Source organism: Pelagirhabdus alkalitolerans, from assembly GCF_900096905.1.
GTDB lineage: Bacteria > Bacillota > Bacilli > Bacillales > Amphibacillaceae > Pelagirhabdus > Pelagirhabdus alkalitolerans.
In genome coordinates, this window is sequence record NZ_FMYI01000006.1 from 21,661 (window position 1) to 38,467 (window position 16,807).

General features: G+C 35.9%; 14 protein-coding genes. 11 read left to right on the top strand and 3 right to left on the bottom strand.

The window, feature by feature from the left end; translation table 11 throughout:
* Nucleotides 1–9 precede the first annotated feature (9 nt).
* The 8 genes from glgD (at nt 10) to BLR62_RS08455 (ending at nt 10,076) form a co-directional block, all read left to right on the top strand.
* Nucleotides 10–1,125 carry a glucose-1-phosphate adenylyltransferase subunit GlgD gene (glgD, locus tag BLR62_RS08420; RefSeq protein WP_090795782.1) on the top strand — a complete coding sequence of 372 codons (1,116 nt, stop codon included), beginning with the start codon at nt 10–12 and terminating at the stop codon, nt 1,123–1,125.
* A 21-nt stretch (nt 1,126–1,146) separates the two neighbouring features.
* A complete protein-coding gene (gene glgA, locus BLR62_RS08425; protein ID WP_090795786.1) occupies nt 1,147–2,568 on the top strand; it encodes a glycogen synthase GlgA in 1,422 nt (473 codons plus the stop codon).
* Nucleotides 2,569–2,769: 201 nt separating this feature from the next.
* The gene (locus BLR62_RS08430) at nt 2,770–3,765 is read left to right on the top strand and encodes a LacI family DNA-binding transcriptional regulator (protein WP_090795789.1); all 996 of its coding nucleotides are present in this window, start codon (nt 2,770–2,772) and stop codon (nt 3,763–3,765) included.
* An 85-nt stretch (nt 3,766–3,850) separates the two neighbouring features.
* A complete protein-coding gene (locus BLR62_RS08435; RefSeq protein ID WP_090795791.1) occupies nt 3,851–5,233 on the top strand; it encodes a PTS transporter subunit EIIC in 1,383 nt (460 codons plus the stop codon).
* A 68-nt stretch (nt 5,234–5,301) separates the two neighbouring features.
* Nucleotides 5,302–6,276 (top strand): carbohydrate kinase family protein, encoded by a 975-nt coding sequence (locus tag BLR62_RS08440; protein ID WP_090795793.1) that lies wholly within the window; start codon nt 5,302–5,304, stop codon nt 6,274–6,276.
* A 43-nt stretch (nt 6,277–6,319) separates the two neighbouring features.
* Complete coding sequence (locus BLR62_RS08445; RefSeq protein ID WP_090795796.1) at nt 6,320–7,795, top strand: glycoside hydrolase family 32 protein; 1,476 nt, start codon at nt 6,320–6,322, stop codon at nt 7,793–7,795.
* Between the two features lie 84 nt (nt 7,796–7,879).
* Complete coding sequence (gene aroD, locus BLR62_RS08450) at nt 7,880–8,626, top strand: type I 3-dehydroquinate dehydratase (protein ID WP_176759260.1); 747 nt, start codon at nt 7,880–7,882, stop codon at nt 8,624–8,626.
* 187 nt (nt 8,627–8,813) lie between these two features.
* Nucleotides 8,814–10,076, top strand: coding sequence for a C40 family peptidase (locus tag BLR62_RS08455; protein WP_090795801.1), 1,263 nt, complete (start codon nt 8,814–8,816; stop codon nt 10,074–10,076).
* 237 nt (nt 10,077–10,313) lie between these two features.
* On the opposite strand, the gene BLR62_RS08460 is transcribed toward BLR62_RS08455, so the two are convergent.
* Nucleotides 10,314–11,174: a DegV family protein gene (locus BLR62_RS08460; RefSeq protein WP_090795803.1), complete on the bottom strand. Its 861-nt coding sequence runs from the start codon at nt 11,172–11,174 to the stop codon at nt 10,314–10,316.
* Between the two features lie 193 nt (nt 11,175–11,367).
* Between BLR62_RS08460 and BLR62_RS08465 the strand changes: the two genes are divergently transcribed.
* The 3 genes from BLR62_RS08465 (at nt 11,368) to BLR62_RS08475 (ending at nt 15,391) form a co-directional block, all read left to right on the top strand.
* Nucleotides 11,368–12,216: a YitT family protein gene (locus BLR62_RS08465; protein ID WP_090795806.1), complete on the top strand. Its 849-nt coding sequence runs from the start codon at nt 11,368–11,370 to the stop codon at nt 12,214–12,216.
* Between the two features lie 225 nt (nt 12,217–12,441).
* Entirely contained in the window at nt 12,442–14,769 is a 2,328-nt protein-coding gene (locus BLR62_RS08470) for a sensor histidine kinase (RefSeq protein ID WP_090795807.1), read from the top strand.
* Nucleotides 14,747–15,391: a response regulator transcription factor gene (locus BLR62_RS08475; RefSeq protein ID WP_090795810.1), complete on the top strand. Its 645-nt coding sequence runs from the start codon at nt 14,747–14,749 to the stop codon at nt 15,389–15,391. The genes BLR62_RS08470 and BLR62_RS08475 overlap by 23 nt, the downstream gene beginning before the upstream one ends.
* A 303-nt stretch (nt 15,392–15,694) precedes the next feature.
* Here the strand turns inward: BLR62_RS08475 and BLR62_RS08480 are convergent, their stop codons facing one another.
* Together BLR62_RS08480 and BLR62_RS08485 are read right to left on the bottom strand one after the other, a co-directional pair.
* The gene (locus BLR62_RS08480; RefSeq protein ID WP_090795812.1) at nt 15,695–15,958 is read right to left on the bottom strand and encodes a NifU N-terminal domain-containing protein; all 264 of its coding nucleotides are present in this window, start codon (nt 15,956–15,958) and stop codon (nt 15,695–15,697) included.
* A 24-nt stretch (nt 15,959–15,982) separates the two neighbouring features.
* Nucleotides 15,983–16,801, bottom strand: coding sequence for a Cof-type HAD-IIB family hydrolase (locus BLR62_RS08485; RefSeq protein ID WP_090795815.1), 819 nt, complete (start codon nt 16,799–16,801; stop codon nt 15,983–15,985).
* Nucleotides 16,802–16,807: the final 6 nt, after the last annotated feature.

Sequence of the window (16,807 nt, forward strand, 5' to 3'; positions counted from 1 at the left end):
GGCGTAAGCATGAAACGAACAGTAGGGATTGTCATTAATTCTTCAAATCACTTAGATCTGGGTCAAATGATTCGAAATCGAAGTATCCATACGATACCAATTGGTGGTAAGTATCGTCTAATTGATTTTTCACTTAGTCAGTTGGTGAATTTCTCAGAAGATTTATATGTTGGGGTGATCGGATCTTATAATTATCGCTCGTTAGTTGATCATTTAAATCAAGGACAAGATTGGAGCTTTAGTCGTAAGAGTCATGATCTTACTTTATTGCAAGGCGATAAGCGCGCTAAGATTGGTTCAATTAGTCGGATCGCTCTGGATGACTTTTATGATAATATGCCATTTTTCAAAAAGCTTCCGCCTCATGTAGATCAAGTGATCATTAGCGGTAGTAACATTGTTTCTAATATCAATATGGATAAAGTAATGGAAACGCATCGAAAAACCAATGCTGATGTGACGATGTTATATAAAAAAGACTATCAAGGCGAGATATTAAATAAAGAAATCTTGATTAAACGTGACCAAGACCGGATAACTAACATTTATAATCGCGAAAATGAAAGTGGAGAAGACGGTGAAGTGTTTATTGACCATCTAGTGATAAAACGTGAATTATTTGATCAGATATTAGAGGAAGGAAATAAACGACGAGTTATTGACTTTATTGATCTTATTGAAGATAACGTGTCTAAATTAGATGTGAGGGGATATGAGGTTGAATCGTATGTAAAAATCATTAATTCCTTAAACGCTTATTTTGAATGTTCACAAGACATGTTGAAATGTCAGGTTCAACTTGAACTATTTAAAAATAAAGACCAACAAATTTTCACAAAATCAAAAGATAATCATCCAACTGTCTATAAGAAACAAGCACTAGTCAAGCAATCGATGATCGCAAGTGGTGCAGTTATTAATGGAACAGTTGAAAAAAGTATTGTGTTTAGAAATGTTGTCATTGAAGAAGGTGCTCATGTAAAAAATAGCATTATTATGCAGGGGACAAAAATAAATGCAGGTGCTTATGTGGAAAACGTTATTACGGATAAGTATGTCACCATTGGCCAAGGCGAATACCGAGCGAATCATTCAGACGCACCGATTTTCATTATGAATGACTAGTTAATCTGAAAGGAGCAACTCATGAAAATTTTGTATGCAACATCAGAAGCTTTTCCTTTTGCTAAAAGTGGTGGGTTAGGAGATGTCAGTGGTTCCTTACCTAAAACCCTCAAGAAAAATAACGTCGATATTCGAGCGATTATGCCATTGTATCAAGACATACCAGATCAATACAAAAAGGATATGCAATGGGTTGGTTCGTTTACTGTTCCGCTAAATTGGCGTGAACAAACATGTGAAGTATATATGTTATTGCATGAAGGCATTTGGTGGTACTTTATTAAAAATGATCATTACTTCGGTCGTCCGGGTTTATATGGTTACTTTGATGAAGCGGAACGGTTCTTGTTTTTCTCAAAAGCTGTTTTAGAATTTGTACCTCAGTATGACTTTTGGCCGACGATTATTCATTGCCATGATTGGCAAACAGCGGCTATCCCTGTTTTATTAAATAAACATTATAAACATCATTTTAAAAATTTAAAAACAGTACTCACGATCCACAATATTAAGTATCAAGGAATTTATGGTGCTGATACATTGTTTGATATTCTAGGTCTTCACCCTGAAGACATCACGAGTGACCTTGAGTATTATGGTGATGTAAATTTATTAAAAGCGGGTATGTACAATGCGGACTGGGTGACGACCGTTTCACCGACTTATGCAAAAGAGCTTGAACATGCTTATTTTGCAGAAGGATTAGATGGTGTGGTTCGTGACATAAAGCCTAAAATGACGGGTATTTTAAATGGGATTGACTACACGGTGTTTAATCCAGAAACAGATTCCTATATTGATTATACTTATAAAGAGGAGCCTGATAAAAAACGAAAAAATAAATTAGCATTCCAAAAAGAGTTAGGCTTACCACAGAGTGAAAAAACAGTCATGATCGGTATGGTTACTCGACTTGTGGAATTAAAAGGACTGGATTTAGTTTGTCGAATGATTGAAGAAATATTAGAAATGGACGTGCAGTTTGTCTTATTGGGCACAGGTGAGCATGGTTATGAAGAAACATTCCACTCGATTGAAACTAGGTTCCCCGAAAAAGCAAGTGCTCTGATTCAGTTCAGTCAAGAATTAGCATCTAAAATTTATGCAGCCAGTGATCTGTTCTTGATGCCCTCACGAATAGAACCGTGCGGGCTAAGCCAAATTATTGCATTAAAATATGGTGCTTTACCAGTGGTTCACAGAACAGGTGGATTGAATGATACGATTACGCATTTTGATTCAGAAACAGAGGAAGGAAATGGTTTCGTATTCGATCATTATAATGCCCACGAAATGTTAGAGGCGATCATGTATGCGGTTGATCTTTATCAAAATGAACCTGAAAAAATAGATCGAGCAATACAAAATGCATTCCAATCATTATTTGATTGGGAAAAAGCGGCATGTGATTATTATCATATCTATGAGAAAATTGATGTATAGAGTGAAATGCACACAAATAAAAAATGTTTAACACAAATTCAATAAACTTTAAAAATAAGAAAACTGAAACATGAGTTGAGAACGAACTCATTTTGTTTTAGTTTTTTTATTTTTAACGGTTGACATCTTAAAATGGATTTACTAAACTGTAACTGAAATCGATTTCAGAAATGCATAGTTCAAGAAAATTAGGTGAATCACATGAAGATTAAAGATATTGCGAAGCTTGCGGGGGTCTCACCTGCAACAGTATCACGCGTTATGAACAACAAAGGATACGTTAAAGCTGAAAAGCGAAAAGCAGTTGAGAGAGTGATTCGAGATGTGAATTATCAACCTAACGAAATTGCTAAGTCATTAAAAAATCAAAAATCCAAGATGATTGGTGTGATCGTACCGAAAATCAGTACTGAAACAGCCAGTCGAGTCGTTGATGGAATTACGACAGTCGCAAAAGAACACGGTTATCAATTAATCATTGCGAATACCAACTTAGATGTCGAAGAAGAAATAAGGTATCTTAATTTTTTATCTAATAAGTTAGTTGATGGGATTATCATGATGGCAACCGAAATAACACCCATACATGAAGAGGTTATGAGTCAATTAACGATCCCAATCGTCATTGTTGGTCAAAAGTTGGAAGGGTATACATCTGTTTTACATGATGATTACCGAGCATCTAAAGCAATGGTGAATTATTTAATTGATAAGGGACATACTGATATTGCATTTATCGGTGTTGATCCTAAAGATGAAGCTGTCGGCGTGATTCGAAAAAAAGCTTATACAGATGCTTTAGAAGAAGCGGGTATTTCAGTTTCGAATCAACAATTTGCGATCGGAGATTTTGAGATCGAAACGGCTTATAAGAGCATGGGTGAGCTACTGACAAGAAGTCAACCAACTGCAGTTTTTGCGGTTACTGATCACTTAGCAATTGGGGCGATTCACAGCATTTCAGATCATGGCTTACGGATACCAGATGATATATCCGTCGTTGGGATCGGGGATGTTAAATTAGCAAAATATTTTTCCCCTCCACTAACAACTGTACATTATATGTTCAAAACTAGTGGCATAAAAGCAGCAGAAGCTTTGTTTGAAAACATTCAAACCGGGGTAAGAAAAAACCAAGACATCATGATTGACTTTCAGTTTGAAGAAAGATCGAGCGTTTGCTCCATCATTAAATAAGGAGAGAGCCTCTTTCTTTTAGAGAAACTGAAATCGATTTCAGTTCAAAGAAAATCATTTATAATCACTTAGGAGGTAAACAACCATGCAGAACGAGAAAACAATTAAAAAGTTGTTAGAAGTCGTTGGTGGTAAAGATAATATTAAAAATTACGAACATTGTGCCACACGTCTTCGGATTATTTTAAAAGACGATAGTAAACTAGATAAAGAAGCAACAGAAGAAATTCCTGAAAATAAAGGATATTTCTTTAATACTGGTCAGCACCAATTTATTTTTGGTACCGGTAAAGTAAACGAAGTTCATGCGGATCTTAAAGAAGAAATGGGTGATGAGGACGAATCATCATCTAGTCAAGATGGTGACTTTAAAGATGACGTTTACCAAAACTTAAGTCCCGTGCAACGTGTTGTTCGTACTTTAGCAGATATTTTAGTACCTCTTATTCCAGCGTTAGTAACAACAGGTCTTTTAATGGGTGTTCGTGGTCTATTAGTCGAGCTCGGTATGGAATTTGATGACACATGGTTTGCTATTTTTGAAATGTTAACGGATACAGCCTTTGCATTCTTACCTGTTCTAATTGCGTATAGTGCGACGCGGAAATTTGGTGGTAACCCTATTATTGGTATAGTTGTTGGTTTAATGATGGTTGCCCCGCAACTTCCTAACGCATGGGTAGTGGCAGAAGGTGACGCCGATCCTATGAATGTTCTCGGTATACCAGTTGTTGGTTACCAAGGGTCAATTATCCCTGCTATTGTAGCTGGTTATTTAATTTCTAAATTAGAGAAGAATTTAAGAAAAGTCGTACCGCAAATGATGGATTTAGTTGTTACACCGTTCGTTAGTTTAACAGTAACAATTACAGTTATGTTATTAGTACTCGGTCCAATTTTACAAACTGTTGAATCTGGTGTTATTAATTCAATTGTTTATTTAATTGAAGCACCGTTAGGTATTGGATACATTGTTTATGGTGCCTTGCAACAAGTACTCGTTATTACAGGCTTGCACCACTCATTAAGTATTATTGAAATTAGCTTAATAGATGATACAGGCTTTAATGTTCTAAACACATTGGGTACAGCTAGTATGGCAGGACAGTTTGGTGCGGCGATTGCAACTGCAATGCTTATGAAGAATAAAGTTAAGAAAAGTAATGCTTTATCATCATCTGCATCAACACTATTCGGTATTACTGAACCACTATTATTCGGTGTAAACTTACGCCATATTCGTATTTTTGCTTCAGGTATGATTGGTGGTGCTGCTGGTGGCTTACTAACGTATATTTTTGGTTTAGCAGGTTCTGGATTGGGTATAACATTTATACCAGGTCTCTTATTATATACACACAGTATTGCGGCCTTCATTCAGTACTTCATCGTGATCGCTCTAGCATTCGGGGTAAGCTTTGTATTAGTAAGAGCCCAAGCTAAAGCCATTCGTGAAGAAGTCAACTAATTATAAATAAAAGTTAGGGTGAAACGTCAATTGTGCGTTTCACCCATACTATGTTTAGGGGGAAAAACATGCAAAGTAAATTATATGCAATTGGAGAAGCACTCATTGATTTTATTCCAAATGTAACCAATACTTCTTTAAAAGATGTTGAATCGTTTAAAAAAGTGATGGGAGGTGCACCAGCTAATGTAGCGGTTGCTGTTTCAAAATTAGGTGGAGACTGTAGCTTTGTTTCGAAATTAGGGAACGATGCATTCGGTGATCATATTACGGAAAGACTAATTGAGCACCAAGTTGATACAACGTATTTAGAAAAGACAGATGAAGCAAACACAGGTCTTGCATTTGTATCTTTGCGGGCAGATGGTGAGCGTGATTTTTCATTTTATCGTAAACCTAGTGCTGATATGCTTTTAACACGTGAAGAAGTTGATAAAATCAAGTTTGAATCAACGGATATTTTACATTTCGGATCTGTTGACTTAATCGATGCACCGATTAAAGGCGCACATGAATTGTTGATTGAACGAGCACATGAAGCAGGTGCCGTAGTCAGTTTTGATCCCAATGTTCGATTGCCACTATGGGATTCAGAGGAAGAATGCCAAACAACGATTCAATCTTTTATTCCTAAAGCAAATGTGTTAAAGATTTCAGATGAAGAATTAGAGTTTATTACAGGCATTAAAGATGAAACGAAAGCACTTGATTCTTTGTTTGTTGGTGCAGTGCATACGGTTATTTACACAATGGGTAAAGAAGGTGCGCGAATTCTAACAAAAAATGGGTTGAAAGCCTCGCATCATGGCTTTTCTGTAAAAGCTATTGATACAACAGGAGCAGGCGATGCATTTGTGGGCGCAACCCTTTATCAATTACAAAAACGATTAGATAATCAAGAAACTCTTGATTTACTTGATGAAGCTTCATGGGAAGATATGTTACAATTCAGTAATGGATATGCTGCTCTTACCACTCAAGAACACGGAGCTGTTGATGCTCTACCGACTTTAAAAGAGGCACGTATGTTCATCCAAAAGTAACTGAGATTTACATTGGAAATTAAGAGACGTAAGGAGTGGCGTTATGAATCCGTTACATCAAGAATTAAAACAGGTTTATCATTCGGATCAAATAGAAGCGAAAAAAAAGACAGTTAATCAAGACCCATGGCGACTTACTTATCATGTTATGCCACCAATTGGATGGCTAAATGACCCTAATGGCGTTTGTCATTTCAATGGTCGTTACCATTTATATTATCAATACAGCCCTCATGATGCTGTAGGCGGCATGAAATATTGGGGGCATAAGTCATCAACTGATCTTGTTCATTTTGAAGATCATGGGATCAAGTTGTACCCTGATGAGCCATATGATTTACATGGTGTATACTCAGGGAGTGCTTATATTAAAGATGACATGATTCATTATTTTTACACGGGAAATGTGAAGCATTTAGGTGATCATGATTATGTATCGTCAGGAAGAGAACAAAATACGATTCATGCGATCAGCACTGACGGTGGTTTTACAATTGAAAAACAAGCATGTGTTATTGGTGCAGACGAGTATCCAAAAGAGTTTTCAAATCATATTCGTGATCCTAAACTGTTTAAGTTAAATAGTCATTACTACATGATACTAGGTGCAAGAGATCGCGAAGATAAAGGACAAGTCATTGTTTATCGATCTTCTGATTTATTTAATTGGACTTATCAAGGTGTTTTTGCAGGTCCAAGCCCTGATCTTGGCTATATGTGGGAGTGTCCGGACTACTTTACATTAGACGGGCATGATGTTTTATTGATGTCTCCTCAAGGTGTAGAGGCTAAAGGACATGAGTTTCAAAATGTGTATCAATCGGGTTATATGATCGGACATCTAGATCCCGAAAATATTACATTCACACCCGAAAAGGACTTTAAAGAATTGGATCGTGGTTTTGATTTTTATGCACCACAGACGTTTGAAGACGAGTCAGGTCGCCGGATTATGTGGGCATGGATGGGATTACCACCTGATGATGACAATATACAGAACCCTACAATCGAACGTGGTTGGCAACATGCGATGACCATGCCTAGAGAATTGAAGATAATTGATGAAAAGTTGTATCAATTACCATTAGAGGAATATAAAGTGCTTCGCCAAGATGAAAAAGAAATGAATTTAACGATTTCTGGTCATCAAGAAGTAAAAGAATTAAATGGTGAGGTTTACGAACTGCAAATAGATGTTCATAGATGTGGAGATGAGTTATCCATTCATCTAAGACAAGATACAACCATTTCCTTTTCCAAAAAATCAGGCAAATTATCATTAAATCATGGCAAGTCAGGTTATGGACGTGATGAACGTATTATTGAGTTAGATGAACTTAAACAAGTGCGTGTATTTTCCGATATGTCATCTCTTGAAGTGTTTATTAATGGTGGGGAGTATGTCTTCTCAACACGTGTCTATCCAGAGCCAGGGCAAGATCAAATTAGTTTTTCTGGTGAAGGGTGTATCCATGTATCAAAATGGGTACTTGCTTCAACAAACGAAAGAGTTTCCTAATGAGGAAGCTCTTTTTTTGACGCCTCTTATAGTTGAATTAAAAACGTGCTATAATTTGATCAATATAAAAAAAGGGTGATGCATATGCTTAAGATAAGAGATATTGAGATCGGATCTGGAAAACCTGGTATTTGTTATCCGATAACTGCTAAGAATTCACATGAATTACAGGATCAAATCGAATTTTTATTATCAAAAGAACCGGATATGATTGAATGGCGGGTTGATTTTTATCAAGAAGAAAATTGGATAGAAGCCTTGCGAAAAGTACGAGAAAACTTTCAAAATCAAGTCATTATTTTTACATTTAGAACGTTAAAAGAAGGTGGCGAACGTTTTATAACAGATGAGGATTACCGAATTATGAACGAGAAAGCTATTGATTCGGATCTCGTAGATATCGTTGATGTAGAGCTATTAACCTCTGAGGAAATTAGAAAACGTATAATGACGAAAGCAATAGAGCATAATATACATACTATTGTTTCTTATCACAATTTCAACAAGACACCTTCAAACGAGGACATGATACGTTTTATAGAGGAAGAGAAGAAAGCGGGCGCTTCTATTGCGAAAATGGCTGTAATGCCCGAAAATCCAAGTGATTTAATACGTTTGCTAGACGTCACGAATCAACTCAGTAACCATTCGAAAACGCCAATTGTGACAATGGCAATGGGTGGTATTGGTTTATTAAGTCGATTATCCGGAGAATTGTTTGGCTCTGCTATAACATTTGCAAGTGGGATCAATGCATCAGCACCTGGCCAAATTAATGGAGAAGAAATGGATAGAATACTTAATTTAATTCATAAAAATTTACAATCCTAGCAAACTTCTTATACCCGCTTTTATTAAAAGTAATCATAAAGTCTACAATTGAAATATAAATGTAACATTTCTATTATATCATTGTCATGATTAAGTGTTATACTAGCCGTGCTGGTGAAAAGAAGAAAGTTTTAAATGAAATGTTAATTTATAGATCAAATGTACATAGAAAGCGGGAGTGAAACCATTGAATTTAAAGAAGATTACAGTTAGTTTAGCAGTGACGGCAAGCATTGTGTTTGTTTCACCATCGATCAATCAGGTTGTGAACGCAAATCCGAGTGAGATTGAAGAAGATCGTGAACAAATCCAAGCAGAGCTTGAAGAAAAGCGAGAAGAACTTGAATCGATTCAAGCGGATCTAGTTGAACTAGAAGATGAAATTGAACGTGCAAATGATCAAATCGAAGCAAATGAAGAAAAAATTGAAAAAACAGAAGCTGAAGTAGAAGAAGCTGAAGCGGAAATTGAAGAATTGGAAGAAGAAATTGAAGAATTAGAAGAAGATATTGAACGACGTCTTGATATTGTCAAAGATCGTGCATCATCACTCCAAAAAAATGGTGGATCTGTTAGCTACTTAGATGTTTTATTCGGCGCTCAAAGTTTTACTGATTTTATTGATCGTGTGACGATGGTTTCAAGAATTACACAATCTGATCAAAACTTAATTGAACAATTGGAAACAGACCAAAACACAGTAAAAGAACAAAAAGAAGAAGTTGAAGACAAGTTATCTGATTTGGAAGAAACGCAATCTGAATTGGTCTTAATGCAAGGTCAAATTGAAGAACAAAAAGAAGCTTTAGAAGATGATGTAGAATCATTAGAAGAAAAACAAGAATCTAGTGAATCAATTATTGCTGAGTTAGAATTAGAAGAAGACGAACTTGATCAAATGCTTGCTGATGCAAGACGTGAGAGAGAGCGTGAACAAGAAGAGGAAAGACAAGAGATGGTTGATAGCTCTTCTAGTTCAAATGGTAACAGCAACAGCGGAGAAGTTACACAATTTAGTTCATCAAATAATAGCTCTCCAAGTACCGCAAGTGCAGGAAGCGGAGCGATTGAAACAGCTATTACAGCAGGTTATAAGTATTTAAATGGTAATTCTACTTATGTATTCGGTGCAGGTCGTACCCAATCAGATATTAACCGTGGTCTATTTGATTGCTCAGGTTATGTATCATGGGCATTCTCAGAAGCTGGTATTAATATCCCTGCAAGTACAGGTCAATTAGCTAACACTGGAACACGCGTGTCAACAAGCGACATGCAACCAGGCGATCTAGTATTCTTTGATACGTATCAAAGAAATGGTCACGTTGGTATTTACAAAGGTGGCGGCGAATTCATTGGCGCTCAAACAACTCCAGGTGTATCAATTGAATCATTAAACAGTGGATACTGGGGCGATACATTTAATGGACTTGTACGTCGTGTACATTAAGAATTAGTATATTAATTAAAGCTTTCACTTCTAATAAAGGAGTGAAAGCTTTTTGTTTGTGTTCATAGCACTACTAGCAAATTGCACACAAATCCCTGATCCTTGCACACATATATGAAATTTTAAACACAAATTCAAATTATTTCACACAAATAGAAATTTCCGCACACAAATCAAAAATTGTTCATACAAATTAAAAAGCTCAAGCATCAGACCTTCTAATGCTTGAGCTTTTTCTTAATTGTAAACATCGTTTGAGAAGAATAATGCAAGTGTTCCTGGTCCAGAATGTGCACCAACGGTAGAACCAACCATTCTAATCTCAACACCGGCCACATCAAATCGTTCTTGAATCATATCACGTAGTTGTTCGGCTTTATCAAGGGCATCACCATGGCTAATACCGATTGTTTGATTTGAAAAGTCCCCGCCACGATCATCCATTAAATCAACCATACGAGAAAGTACTTTCTTGGATCCTCTAATTTTTTCTAGCGGAATTAATTTACCGTCATCGACGTGGAGTAGTGGTTTAATCTTTAGTAATGTTCCAACAAACGCGGCAGATTTACTCACTCGTCCTCCTCGGTAAAGGTATTCTAAGTCATCAACTGTAAATATATGTTCAGTATGTTCAGCGTTATAGCGTGATTTAGCTGTAATTTCTTCTAGAGAGTGATTTTCAAGTGCTAGTTTAGCTGCTCTTAAAACAACGAGTCCATAGCCGAGTGATGCACATTTCGTATCTACTAATTGAAGTTGCCAATTAGGGTATTGGTCTTGTACTTCTTGGGCTGCGATCGTTGCTGATTGATAGGTACCAGAAAGCTCTGAAGAAAATCCTAGATAAAGACATGGTTTATTTTCTTCAGCATATTTCATAAATACCCGTTTAAAATCCTCTGGTGCAGCTTGGGCTGTTTTAGGTGCCTTACCATCTCGCATTGAATCATAGATGGTTTTTGCAGAGATAGTTTGTCCATCTTGATAGGTTTCACCATCTAAAAGCACAGATAAACTGACTCGTTCAATATGATAATCTTTGTAATCTTGATCTGTTAAATCACAAGCTGAATCGGCAATAATTTGTACGCGCATATAAATCTCCTCCATTTTAAAATAAAAAATAATAGAATGATTGCATAATGACTACTTCTAGTTTATAGTTAGCTGTGGCATTCGTCAAAGTATATTTTCAGAATGATCATTTATTTGAGAATTCCTTACGATTAGCTTGGTATCTATATGGGTAGTGTAAGTTATAGTAGAAACAAGTTTGGGGGTATGTATTTTGTTTATTTTCGAATCAAAACGTATTTTTATTGTAATTTTAGGTGCTTTAATCAATGCGATGGCGCTTAATTTTTTCCTAATAGGAGCAGACGTATACGCTAGTGGATTTACTGGTATGGCACAGCTATTATCGACTGTATTTACTGATTTTCTTGATATTGATTTTATTAGTACAGGTTTGTGGTTGCTAATCCTTAATATTCCTGTTGGTGTTTTAGGTTGGTTTAAAGTTGGTCGACATTTTACTGTTTACAGTTTTGTTTCAGTTATCATGACCACTCTATTTTTAGAAATTATACCGATTGTGACATTTTCAGATGATATTATGTTAAACGCAGTGTTTGGTGGTGTACTTGGAGGTTTTGGTGTAGGTATTACATTAAAATGGGGTGCATCTACAGGTGGTTCTGATATTGTGGCGATGGTTCTCTCACGTATGAAAGATAAACCTATTGGTGGCTATTTAATGGTTGTTAATGGTGTTATCATCTTCTTCGCTGGTGTTTTGAACGAACCAGAGAACGCCTTGTATACATTGCTTGCACTTTATGTAACGACACGTGTCGTTGATGGTTTGCATACGCGTCATGAGAAAGTAACGGCCATGATTGTGACGAAGAAAACAGATGAAATGCAAGAAGCTATTCATCAGACAGTTGTTAGAGGGATTACGATCTTACCAGCACGAGGTGCATACACTAAAGAAGACAAATCGATGTTGGTTCTTGTTATCACGCGTTATGAGCTTTATGACCTTGAACGTATTATAAATGAAGTAGACCCTCAAGCCTTTACGAACATTGTTCATACAGCAGGCGTGTTCGGTTTCTTCCGTCGAGATCATTAATGCTTGTTTAAATTCCGTCAGATATTGGCGGAATTTATCATTTGATTGTCGGTTAAAAATAATCTGAATTGTGATAAGATTAAATTAATCAACTTACAGTGCATTCAATGCACCTTACACGTTACCTTCCCTTATGCATATTTCGACAAAGGTAATGTGAAATCAAGCTCTAGACTGATCATAGTCGGAGCTTATTTTTTTGTATGTTAGGAAAGGTGAATCAGGATGTTCCAAATAAAAAACAATTTCTTAAACCAATACAGCTTAAAAGTTTTGATCATTTTAACCGCTTTTTTACATATATTTTTATTTTCAAAGAATTTAAACCCTTATGTCGGAATTGAATTTGATCAAAATCAAAATGATGAGTATGAAATTTCTGAGTTTCACAGTCTCGGTTGGGGCAGATATAGTGAGCTTGAAGTAGGTGATGAAATTGTACAGGTTGACGATCATAGAGTTGAACAACTCCCAATAATTGAAACAAATCGTGAAATTGGAAGTGCTGATCGTCTCACAGTTCGTCGTGATGAGCAAGTATTCACGATAAATGTTGCCTATACCCCCGATTTATTTGGTCAATATATTTTACATATTGGACTCCCTTTAATTTATTTTATTTTCAGCTTCATCTTGTCGTTCGTTCTATTAAATCGTCCTAAAATCGAATTCAGTTCACGCGTATTAACAGTTATGATTTTGCTGATTAGTTTAAGTTATATGTCTTCAAGCTTAGCGATGAAACATGAACCAATCGGCATGTTGATATTATCAACTGTATTTTTATTATCACCTGCTGTGTTTTATCATTTTGTGTATTTGTTCTTTAAAGAGAAAGATAAACAGTGGTATACTTTACGATCTGTTTGGTTTCTATACACAGTAGCCATGGTTGGAAGCACCTTGACGTTATACCTAATTATTCAACAACAATTTACGGGTCGACATTTATTACTACCATTTTTTATTATCATTATGATGGGGATTGTTATTCAGTTGATACGTGGTCTTATTCGTTTAAGAAAAGATCCGCTCATTAATACACTTCAAGGTTTTCTTATTGCGATTACCGTTGCTGTTGCGCCATTTTTATTTTTATTTGTTCTACCGAAACTAATTATTGGGAGAACGATCATTATACCTGAACTCGCTAATGTGTTTTTATTTTTCATACCGGCTGGATTCTTGTATATGACGGTGACCGATCAGTTGTATGTTTTGAAGTTTAAAATTAATCAATTTCCTTATCATTTGACGTTGGCTGCATTATTTTCATTTGTCATGACAGTCGTTTACATGGTTTTAGGCAATCAAACACCCCAATCAAGAGAACACCTACAATTCTTTTTTTACACAATTGTTTTAACATTTATTTTTCTTTTTATTAAAAAAAGATTAGATAGTTATTTAAGGTATCAATTATTTGTTTCTCGTCATGATTTTCAAGCAAGTGTTTATCGTTTCGGTGAGATGATCAAGCGGGAAAAGGATCGCCAAGGGATTATAAAAGCTTTTAAACGAGAACTAAGCGATGTATTACCTGTTATTAAATTAGAAGAACATCAACTAAAACCCAAGTTCGATCAAAGTATGCAGAAAGGAATAGATCCGGTTTTTATTCCGTTACTTCGAGACTATCAAACTGAACAATTGAACCTTGGACAATTACTTGGAAGAAAGGGCAGGTATGCCATTCCGATCGATTCTTATCAGAAAGAGTTGACTGTCCTATTTATTGCCACTCAAACTGAATATTTAACTAAGGATCAGCTTGATTGGCTAACGAGTTTAATCCAATTCACTCGATTAGCACTAGAAAATCAAACAAAAATTGACGAATTGCTTGAAGAACTAGAAGAGGTTACTCACATAGATCAAACTGGATGGTTATCCAGATTAATGTTCCATTGGTCAGAAAATGAAAGACAATCACTAGCCCGAGATATTCATGATACGTTTTTACAAGACCTGATCCAATTAAAACGTCAGCTGGAATCGATTCGTTATTTGTCGAATCCAGAACAATTAAAAACTCAAATAATTGAAAAAGAAGAAGCCATTAAAGATATGATTTATGAAGTTCGCGAAACATGTACCAACCTATATCCGACTGTATTAGCAGAGGTTGGTTTAATGGAAGCAATCGATGAGTCACTCACAAAATTTAGATTACAATCCAATAGTCATTTATTATTTGAGACGAATGTTGAACAGTTTGATGACTTATCGAAGGATATACAATTAAGTTTGTTTCGGATCATACAAGAATGGTTAACCAACGCCAAAAAACACGCTCAAGCCAGTCAGATTTCAATAAATTTAAGAGTTGAAAAAGAGTACGTTTATTTAAATTATGAAGATGATGGAAAAGGTTTTGTGTTGGATGATGAAAAAGAACCTCACCAAGGGATGGGACTCATGTCGATTAAGACACGAATTAATAGTTTAAAGGGTACTTTAAAATATACAGAAAAAGAACAAGGTGTTAAAATGTCAGCAGTTATACCCATCCAAAAAGGAGAAGGTCAATATGCACACTATTTTAATCGTTGATGACCATGTCATGGTCGGAGAAGGGACAAAACGCTTGTTGTTGGATGAAGGTGGATTTTCTGTTGATTTTGTTTCAGAACCTAATGATGCGTTAGATCTTATTCATGAGAAGGCATATGATTTATATATTGTTGATTTAAATATGCCAGATATAAATGGTATTGAGCTCACTCAATCGATTAAAAAAATTCATGATCAAGCAAAAGTTTTAATTTATACAGGTTATGATACAAAGGTCTATGTCAATCGAATGATTGATGTTGGCATTATCGGTTTTTTAAGTAAAAGCTACTCAAATCAACAGCTAATTCAGGCTGTTAAATCAGCGATTAATGATTTAGCTGTTTTGCCAATTGATTGGCTTATGCACCTGCAACGTAGAGAGCAGTCAATTCAATCTTCTGATGGAAAAGAAGCAACCTTGACAAGTGTTGAACATCAGTTGTTATTATTTGTGAATAAAGGCTATTCGAATGATGACATCGCTGAAGAAATTAATGTAAGCAGGAGGACAGTTGAGCGGTACTTAACAACAATTTTTCAAAAGTTACGTGTTTCCTCAAGAGCTGAGGCAATTAAGAGAGGAAAAGAACTAGGAATAATCCCTGATATTACACTATAAAAATAAGAGTCTGAGACAAAACAAAAATGAATATCTTGAAACACGAACAATTCGATCAAAAGGGCATCGCAATCTGAAATAGACTCCCTTTCTGCGGGCACGGCCTCAGCTAACTTTAGAAGCAAAACTCGCTTCTAAAGTGGATCTTCGGCTCATGCTTTTCCCGCGAGAGTCTCGTCCATTTCAGACTGCTATGAGAAATGTAAACAAATAGCCGGACAAAAATAGTATTTTAACTATTTTTGTCCGGCTATTACATTGACTTATTTACTTTTGTCTCAGACTCCTATTTAAAATGATTTACTAATATCCATGCTCAGTCATAATGGATTCAACTTTTTCGATAAGTGGTTCCCAATCTGCATCAAACTGTTTGTTAATCGTGATGAAAAATTGATAACCAAATACATTATCGACTTCATCTAGGGCAAGCAATTCATTTAAAACGTCATATTGGCTTGTTTCGCCTTTTTTAACAGAAATACTAGCGTCACCTTGGAAAATTTGATTGTCTGATGTAAACTTCATTGCGTTTGGGTTAGGTGTTGCTTCTGCAATAACACTCATGAAATCAACTCCTTTTTGTAGTCTTTATGATAATTGTAGATAATCTTCGATAAAATCTGCAACGCCATGTTCTTCATTTGTTTTCGTTTCATACTTTGCTACTTGTTTTAGTTCGTCAATAGCATTTCCCATCGCGACACCAACACCTGCAAAGTCTAGCATCTCCAAATCATTGTCTTCATCTCCGAAAGCTAAAATATTTTCGGGCTCAATTTGATAATAATGGGCAATGCGTTTTAACGCAACTGATTTGTTCATGCCTTTTCTGACTATTTCGATCATATTCCAAGGTGCGCCCCATTTTCTATGTTCGATGACTGAAGCGTGATTATGATCCAGTTCGCTTCTTAACTTTTCAATATGCTCATCACGAGGATGAATAAGAAGCGATGTTGGGTTATCTTTTAATTGATTTTTCAAACTTCCCACTCGGATTGGATTGTCTTCTTTTTCGATATGAACGATTTTCATGAGTTCAGTGTCATATTGATCGAGGTAGACATCATCTATAACCTCAGCCATAATATTTTGAACCTCTAAGTCATAACAAGTTTGAATAATACTTCTAGCTGTTCGAATCGGCAATGGACTATGTAGTACTCGCCATCTGTCATCTGTAGGGTGATGGAGATAAGCCCCATTAAAGTTCACCATAGGAGTCTGTAGTTGTAATTGATGATAATAATGCAGGCTTGCCCGGTGTGGACGTCCGGTCGCAATGACAACAATATGTCCTTCTTTTTTGGCCTTATTGATGACAGTTTGTGAACGCTCGCTAATTGTTTGTTGGTCTGTTAATAACGTACCATCAAGATCTAGTGCGATTAGATGTTGTTTTGTCATTTCTTT

Coding starts and splice junctions, on each gene's coding strand:
- glgA (WP_090795786.1), top strand. CDS start 1,147: ATGAAAATTTTGTATGCAACATCAGAAGCTTTTCCTTTTGCTAAAAGT.
- BLR62_RS08460 (WP_090795803.1), bottom strand. CDS start 11,174: ATGCGCGTACAAATTATTGCCGATTCAGCTTGTGATTTAACAGATCAA.
- BLR62_RS08440 (WP_090795793.1), top strand. CDS start 5,302: ATGCAAAGTAAATTATATGCAATTGGAGAAGCACTCATTGATTTTATT.
- aroD (WP_176759260.1), top strand. CDS start 7,880: ATGCTTAAGATAAGAGATATTGAGATCGGATCTGGAAAACCTGGTATT.
- BLR62_RS08430 (WP_090795789.1), top strand. CDS start 2,770: ATGAAGATTAAAGATATTGCGAAGCTTGCGGGGGTCTCACCTGCAACA.
- BLR62_RS08480 (WP_090795812.1), bottom strand. CDS start 15,958: ATGAGTGTTATTGCAGAAGCAACACCTAACCCAAACGCAATGAAGTTT.
- BLR62_RS08435 (WP_090795791.1), top strand. CDS start 3,851: ATGCAGAACGAGAAAACAATTAAAAAGTTGTTAGAAGTCGTTGGTGGT.
- glgD (WP_090795782.1), top strand. CDS start 10: ATGAAACGAACAGTAGGGATTGTCATTAATTCTTCAAATCACTTAGAT.
- BLR62_RS08445 (WP_090795796.1), top strand. CDS start 6,320: ATGAATCCGTTACATCAAGAATTAAAACAGGTTTATCATTCGGATCAA.
- BLR62_RS08485 (WP_090795815.1), bottom strand. CDS start 16,801: ATGACAAAACAACATCTAATCGCACTAGATCTTGATGGTACGTTATTA.
- BLR62_RS08475 (WP_090795810.1), top strand. CDS start 14,747: ATGCACACTATTTTAATCGTTGATGACCATGTCATGGTCGGAGAAGGG.
- BLR62_RS08470 (WP_090795807.1), top strand. CDS start 12,442: ATGTTCCAAATAAAAAACAATTTCTTAAACCAATACAGCTTAAAAGTT.